Source organism: Novosphingobium sp. (genome assembly GCF_049240505.1).
GTDB lineage: Bacteria > Pseudomonadota > Alphaproteobacteria > Sphingomonadales > Sphingomonadaceae > Novosphingobium.
Genome location: NZ_JBMLSM010000133.1, coordinates 1 through 6,540, shown reverse-complemented (window position 1 = coordinate 6,540; position 6,540 = coordinate 1). Strand labels below are relative to the sequence as shown.

Annotated in this window: 9 protein-coding genes; 6 read left to right on the top strand and 3 right to left on the bottom strand. The window is 59.9% G+C overall.

The features are described from left to right. A partial coding sequence (locus ACOVQ0_RS11270; RefSeq protein WP_421884383.1) for a DEAD/DEAH box helicase occupies positions 1-677 on the bottom strand: 677 nt, incomplete at its 3' end. A gap of 250 nt (positions 678-927) precedes the next feature. Between ACOVQ0_RS11270 and ACOVQ0_RS11265 the strand changes: the two genes are divergently transcribed. The 5 genes from ACOVQ0_RS11265 (at position 928) to ACOVQ0_RS11245 (ending at position 4,582) form a co-directional block, all read left to right on the top strand. Then, the gene (locus tag ACOVQ0_RS11265) at positions 928-1,839 is read left to right on the top strand and encodes a CmcJ/NvfI family oxidoreductase (RefSeq protein ID WP_421884380.1); all 912 of its coding nucleotides are present in this window, start codon (positions 928-930) and stop codon (positions 1,837-1,839) included. Between the two features lie 55 nt (positions 1,840-1,894). Next, positions 1,895-2,383, top strand: a complete 489-nt coding sequence (locus ACOVQ0_RS11260; protein ID WP_421884377.1) for a flavin reductase family protein — start codon at positions 1,895-1,897, stop codon at positions 2,381-2,383. 271 nt (positions 2,384-2,654) lie between these two features. Next, positions 2,655-3,350 carry a Crp/Fnr family transcriptional regulator gene (locus tag ACOVQ0_RS11255; RefSeq protein WP_421884373.1) on the top strand — a complete coding sequence of 232 codons (696 nt, stop codon included), beginning with the start codon at positions 2,655-2,657 and terminating at the stop codon, positions 3,348-3,350. Positions 3,351-3,413: 63 nt separating this feature from the next. After that, complete coding sequence (locus tag ACOVQ0_RS11250; protein WP_421884371.1) at positions 3,414-3,698, top strand: hypothetical protein; 285 nt, start codon at positions 3,414-3,416, stop codon at positions 3,696-3,698. Beyond that, positions 3,695-4,582: a bestrophin family protein gene (locus tag ACOVQ0_RS11245; protein ID WP_421884368.1), complete on the top strand. Its 888-nt coding sequence runs from the start codon at positions 3,695-3,697 to the stop codon at positions 4,580-4,582. Before ACOVQ0_RS11250 ends, ACOVQ0_RS11245 begins: the two co-directional genes overlap by 4 nt. A gap of 130 nt (positions 4,583-4,712) precedes the next feature. On the opposite strand, the gene ACOVQ0_RS11240 is transcribed toward ACOVQ0_RS11245, so the two are convergent. Then, positions 4,713-5,402 carry an OmpW/AlkL family protein gene (locus ACOVQ0_RS11240; RefSeq protein WP_421884365.1) on the bottom strand — a complete coding sequence of 230 codons (690 nt, stop codon included), beginning with the start codon at positions 5,400-5,402 and terminating at the stop codon, positions 4,713-4,715. A gap of 86 nt (positions 5,403-5,488) precedes the next feature. Further along, on the bottom strand, positions 5,489-5,635 hold the full coding sequence (locus ACOVQ0_RS11235; protein ID WP_421884362.1) for a hypothetical protein: 147 nt from the start codon (positions 5,633-5,635) through the stop codon (positions 5,489-5,491). A gap of 15 nt (positions 5,636-5,650) precedes the next feature. On the opposite strand from ACOVQ0_RS11235, the gene ACOVQ0_RS11230 reads away from it, so the two are divergent. Then, positions 5,651-6,540: cbb3-type cytochrome c oxidase subunit I (locus ACOVQ0_RS11230; RefSeq protein WP_421884359.1), on the top strand; the 890-nt coding region annotated here is incomplete at its 3' end.

Below are 6,540 nucleotides of genomic sequence, written 5' to 3'. Positions count from 1 at the left end.
GCGACGGCGACTGCGCGATAGGCGATATCGCCGTGTCCACGATTTTCGCCCACAGTCGAAATGCGCAGCGCATCGCGCTGATACCGCTTGGCCAGCGCTTCGATCGGCTTGGGCATCGTGGCCGAGAACAGCAGCGTGCGACGGTTTTCCGGGGTCGCGTCGAGCAGTTCTTCCAGATCTTCGCGGAAGCCCATGTCGAGCATTTCGTCCGCTTCGTCGAGCACGACGCAGGCCAGCGCGGTAAGGTCAAGCGCGCCGCGTTCAAGATGGTCACGCAGACGGCCGGGTGTGCCGACCACGATGTGCGCACCATGTTGCAACGCACGGCGTTCACGCGAAGGGTCCATCCCGCCAACGCAGGTGGCGATGCGCGCGTGCGTAGGGGCATAGAGCCACGCCAGTTCGCGGCTGACCTGAAGCGCCAGTTCGCGCGTGGGCGCAACGACCAGCGCCAGCGGTGCCGTGGCAAACGGCAGCGCGCTTTCATCGCCGATGAGTTCGCCCGCCATTGCAAGGCCGAAGGCAACGGTCTTGCCCGAACCGGTCTGTGCCGAGACGACCAGATCGCGACCGGCGGCCTGGGGTTCCGTCACAGCGGTCTGCACAGGCGTCAGCGCGGTGTAACCATGCGCTTCGAGAGCCTGCGCAAGCGGGCTGGGGAGGTGTTCAAATGTCATCGTCAAAATCGCCATTCCTGCCGCTTGCGCAGCATTTGCAAAGTGTTGGGCCTATCGGCTGGATGCCGGATCATGTCCGGCTCGAATCGCCACAGCCCGTTCCCACACAGTGCACGGCGATACCTGTGTCGCGGCCCCTACACGCATTTAAGGGGTTTGGCTTGCACTATTTCACGCAGCAGCACTTGATTAGGTATACTAACATATGTGATGATGTGCAGAGCCGGATCAACACGGCGTGGAGAGGCTGATGAACGACACCGCAGAGATGGAATCTGTCGAGGAAACCGCACGCCGCGCGCCCGCACTGATACGCTATCTTGGTGAAGGCGATTATGTGACCCGGCGATATGTGTCGCAGGGTGCCGAGATGAACACCGGCGATTATTTCGACTACCCTTGCGACGTGCGCGATGGAATGCCGATACGGGATCACTTCTCGCTCGACGTTCATGGCTTCATGCTGGGCAAGCACCGGTCTGCCATTGCCGACTTTCACGATAAGCCGACGGTAGATGCTGCATACCTTCAAGAGGTTGAGCAACTGGTGACCCAGCTTTGCGGTGCCACGCGCACTGCCGCACAGGGGTGGATGATCCGCACGTCGGCAGACCTGACCGCGCGCGCAAAGCAGAAGGTCGAAGGCTATCAGCACTCTGGCGGGATTCAACCGCCTGCAGGTGAAGCGCACGTCGACTATAACGAAGTGACCGGTCGCCGCGCGGCAGAGCGCATCTACAACGATCGCTTCCCCGATGGTCCCGGCTACAAGCGTTACGTTTGCTTCTCGCTCTGGCGGACGTTCTCGCCGGGGCCGCAGGACTGGCCATTGGCAGTGTGCGACGGGCGAACGGTTCAGAATGAAGAGACGGCATCGAACACGTTGTTCGTGGTCGATGAATTTCCCGTAGGCGATGCGCTAACCGCGCCGGTCGAAGGCGAGGACCAGATGATCGCCGCCACGATTTTCCGCCATCGGACCCGCCATCGCTGGTGGTACTTTTCGAACATGGCTGCTGACGACGTGCTGTTGTTCAAGTTTCAGGACAGCGACCATTCGGTGACATGGCGCTGCCCGCACACCGCGTTTCACGATACCAGCCTGCCGGATGCCAGGATTCGCGAGAGTATAGAAGTGCGCTGTATCGCGTACTTCGAATAGGGCATCCGCACTCTGACGGTTGACGTGCGCGCCGTTTGCCGACAGGCAGGCGCGCATGATCGATCCCCGTCATTTCCGCAATGTCCTTGGCACCTGGCCGACCGGTGTCTGCGTGATCACCTCTGTTGATGCCGACGGCACGAAGCATGGCCTCGTGGTCGGATCGTTCACCTCTATCTCGCTGGACCCGCCGTTGGTGGGCTTCTTCCCGGACAAGCGATCGAGCACGTGGCCCAAGATTGCGGCAGGGGGACGGTTCTGCGTAAACGTGCTGGGCGCTCAGCAGCTTGATCTGTGCAAGCGCTTTGCCGCGCGCGCGGATGACAAGTTTGCAGAACTTGCACATGGGCACACACCGTCTGGCCAGCCTTTGCTCGAAGAGGCGCTGGCATGGATCGATTGCACGCTGGAACGGGTTGAAGATATCGGCGATCACCTGCTTGTTGTCGGCGCGGTGCAAGCGCTGGACCGTAGCGAGCATGGCACGCCGCTTCTGTTCTTCCGTGGACAGTATCACGATGTTGCCGACTTGCCGGCAGTCTGAAACAGGTCCGCGCTGAAAAAAGTTCGGGCTTCCCGCAAAAATTCGCGCGTTTTGATATCCGTCAAGGTCGTGGTGCGCTGCGGCATCTAGGGATGATTTCGACGAAGCGGTCCGGTGCTATCCACCAGCACCATCCCCGCCTCGGCGATTTCTCCCCAACTTGGGCGGCCCGATTTTCGTGCCGCCCAATTTTTTGCCGCCCAATTTATTTGCCACGAGTCTGGAGTTTTGGGCAATTGCCGGTGCCGGGCGAGAATGATAACGCTTTCGAATGACATCCTGCGAAACCTGCGTCGTCCGCAACCGTGCGATTTGTGCCGGATTGGACAATGGCGAGATATCCGCGCTCAACGCCATTGGCCGCCGTCGCATGGTGACCGCAGGGGAATCGCTGATCTGGGAAGACGATGATTCGCTGCTCGTCGCCAATGTCATCGAAGGCGTGCTGAAACTGACCACCAGCACCGAAGATGGGCGTGAACAGATCGTCGGCGTTGCCTATCCGTCCGACTTCATCGGACGCCCCTTTGGCCAAACCAGCAGTGCGAGTGTCGTCGCGCTTACCGATGCACGGGTCTGTGTTTTCTCGCGCAATGATTTTGATCGTTTCGCGCGTGAACACCCAGGGCTGGAGCATAAGCTGCTTGAGCGCACGCTTGCCGAACTGGACCGCACGCGATCATGGATGATGCTGCTGGGCCGCAAGAACGCATCGGAAAAGATCGCTACATTCCTGCTCGAAATGTCTGATCGGCTGGCCGAAGTGGGCTGCACCCCGGCGTTTGGCCCGGCAAAGCGCTTCTCGCTGCCATTTTCGCGCCAACAGGTGGCCGATGTGCTGGGTTTGACGATTGAAACCGTCAGCCGCCAATTCACCAAACTGAAGAACGATGGCGTGATCGAACTGCCTTCGCGGCGTGAAGTGGAAATTGTTGATCGTATTGCGCTTAAGGCCCTGGCTGGCTGAAGATCGCTCTATCGGTATTGAATCTCGCTCGGGAATTGAAATTATGTCGATATTTCAATGCACTTGCGGAAGACATATTTTCTAACGGAAACTGTTCTGGCGCAAAGCATTGCCTCCTGCGTGTCGTCCTTGCCGATGTGGAGGTTCCCTTTGTCGCAGCCTAACCCTTTTCATTCCGATGATGACCGCGCCGGAACGCTTCGCGCCAGCGTGATGCTTTTCGCGTTCGGACTTCTGGTGCTGGGTTATCTCGTGGCGATCGGCCACCCCGACTGGTTTGTGCTCCGCCCGGTTTCCTCCGCGTCATCAGCGTTGTACGAAGCCGCTCAGCACGGAAATGATGCGTGATCGTCAAGTTGGTCCCTTCGTTCAAGACGATTGTCCGCGAAGTCTGGAAGCCGTTGACGTTGCTGTTCGTCTGGGACGTCATCGTCACGGTGGTGTACTATATCCTGCCGTTCCGCGCGCCAGAACTGCCGCTTACGCTGTTCGGCTCGGCGGTGGCGCTGTTCCTCGGCTTTCGCAGCAATTCGGCCTATCAGCGCTGGTGGGAAGGACGTGGCCTCTGGGGGCTGATGATCAACGCTAGCCGCAATCTGGCGCGCGCGACGCGCAATTTTCTGCCAGACCCCGAGGCCGCATCATTCAAACGAGATATCGTGTTCAGGCAGATCGCCTATGTGAATGCGCTGCGTTGCCAGCTTCGACGCCAGCCGCTTGATGAAGCTACGCTGTCCTATGTTGCCAAGGCCGGTGCCCAGATCGCCATAGAGCGGAACAATGCTGCCAATGGTTTGCTGGACGGTACCGGGCGCAAGATCGAGGACGCGCGCCGCGCAGGGTGGATCGATACGATCCAGCAGAGCGCGATGGAAAGCGTGCTGGTCGATATCGCCAACGCCCAAGGTGGGATGGAGCGGCTCAAGAACACGCCGCTGCCCAATCACTTCCGCTTCTTTCCCATGCTGTTCGTGCACATGTTCTGCATCCTCCTGCCATTCGGGCTGGTAGAGACGCTGGGCTTCGCCACGCCGTTGGGTTCGACCATCGCTGGCCTGATGTTTCTGGCGGTGCTGGCAATCGGTGACGATCTTGTCGATCCGTTCGCGAACGAACCACACGACCTGCCCCTGTCGGCAATGTGCCGAACGATCGAGATCGATCTGCTGCAATCGGTGGGATTGGAAGCGCCCCAACCTATAGTCGCGGATCGCAAGGGCGTGCTCTGGTAGGCAAATGGATGCGGGCAGGAAGCCGACGAGGTGATCCCAGAACCTCGTCGTCTCCTGCCCGCTATCCCCACGGGTTCCGGTGCGCGTGGGGGGCACCGGAACCTTCGGGGATTTCGTCAGCGTCTTCGCGTCAGAATCGGAAGGCCAAACCTGCGCTGAGGACCCAAGGATCAAGCGAGTGCTTGGTGGTCAGCACTTCAGCATTCCCGGCAAAGAAGTGCGCGGTCGTGTCCATGAAGTACTTCTTGGCATCAAGGCTGATTCCCATTCCCTTGTCGTTGACCGGAATGTCGATACCGGCCTGCAGAGCGAAGCCCAGCTCGTTCGACATCTTCACTTTGGTCACGCCCAGCGGGGTGACGCTCGATCCCGGCTTTTCGCCGAGCACCAGGAACAGCGACGGACCTGCGCCGATGTAGGGCTTGATTCCGCCTTCCAGCGGCAGGTGATATTTCAGCGTCACCGTGGCGGGCAGGATCATCACGTGATCGACAATGTCGGTAGCAGGCGCGAGCGTGCCGGTGCCGCTCACACCATGCGTGGTGAAGCAGCAGATCGTCTCGACCGACACGTTCGGCGTGGCGAAGTATTCCACGGCCAGCGTCGGCACATAGTTGTCGTTCGCCTTTGTGTTGGCACCGACAGTCAGGCCCAGCGGATCGTTCTTCACTTCCAAGATCTTGCCATCGGGAAGGACAGCGGTGCCCATGACCTTCACCTGCAGCTTGCCATCCGTCGATCCGGCCATTGCCTGCGTCGGGGCCATCAGCGCGGCGGCTGCGGCGAGGGCGGGGATCGCGGTGGAGATCAGCTTCTTCATTGCTCTTGTCCTGCACCACGGCTGGCCAACCCCTCGTTGGCCCAAGATCGTTCCGTGGCTTGGACAGCCTGATGCACGCCGCCGAATCATTGGACATTGACAAAGCGCAAAAATGAAAAGGCGCGGCATTCGACCAAAGTATAGGGCCAGATAAAGCGCACGAACTCCGCGATTTGACCCGTGTCAATGTTCTCCTGCCGATGAAGGTGCAGCGCGGCCTGCACATCACTCATGGAAGGGAAGGCTCCATGGAATCGGCACTATCGCGCTCGGGCCTCTGGCTCGTGTCGCTCCTTATCGCCGTCGCCGCCTGCGCTGCAGCCGTCGACACGGGCTTCGCAATTCACATGGGCATCGTGGCGCTCGCCTGCATAATCGGGCTGGTCGTCACGCTGCGCGGTGTGGATCTGTCGAAAGCCATCCTCGCTCCCGATCAGGGCCGCTATGACGACGATGTGATCCGCTGGGGCGTGATCGCAACCGTGTTCTGGGGCATGGCCGGGTTTCTGGCGGGACTTTACATCGCGTTGCAGCTTGCATTGCCGGTGCTGAATCTCGGGTTCGAATGGACCTCTTTCAGCCGCCTGCGTCCGCTGCACACCTCTGCGGTCATCTTCGCTTTCGGAGGCAACGCGCTGATCGCCACGTCGTTCTATGTCGTGCAGCGCACTTGCCGGGCGAGGCTGGCCTTCCCCGGCCTCGCCCGTTTCGTTTTCTGGGGCTACCAGCTCTTTATCGTGCTGGCGGCAACAGGCTACTTGCTGGGCATTACCCAAGGCAAGGAATATGCCGAGCCGGAATGGTACGTCGACCTGTGGTTGACCGTGGTGTGGGTTGCCTATCTGGCGGTTTTCGTCGGTACGATCGTGAAACGGACCGAACCGCACATCTATGTGGCGAACTGGTTCTACCTGTCGTTCATCGTCACCGTGGCGCTGCTCCACATCGTCAACAATCTTAATTGGCCGGTCAGCTTCGTTGGCAGCCGCAGCTATCCCATCTTCGCAGGCGTGCAGGGCGCGCTGGTGCAGTGGTGGTATGGCCACAATGCGGTGGGCTTTTTCCTGACCGCCGGCTTCCTGGCGATGATGTACTATTTCGTGCCAAAGCAGGCCGAACGTCCGGTGTTCTCCTATCG

Coding starts and splice junctions, on each gene's coding strand:
- ACOVQ0_RS11255 (WP_421884373.1), top strand. CDS start 2,655: ATGACATCCTGCGAAACCTGCGTCGTCCGCAACCGTGCGATTTGTGCC.
- ACOVQ0_RS11240 (WP_421884365.1), bottom strand. CDS start 5,402: ATGAAGAAGCTGATCTCCACCGCGATCCCCGCCCTCGCCGCAGCCGCC.
- ACOVQ0_RS11235 (WP_421884362.1), bottom strand. CDS start 5,635: ATGAGTGATGTGCAGGCCGCGCTGCACCTTCATCGGCAGGAGAACATT.
- ACOVQ0_RS11265 (WP_421884380.1), top strand. CDS start 928: ATGAACGACACCGCAGAGATGGAATCTGTCGAGGAAACCGCACGCCGC.
- ACOVQ0_RS11260 (WP_421884377.1), top strand. CDS start 1,895: ATGATCGATCCCCGTCATTTCCGCAATGTCCTTGGCACCTGGCCGACC.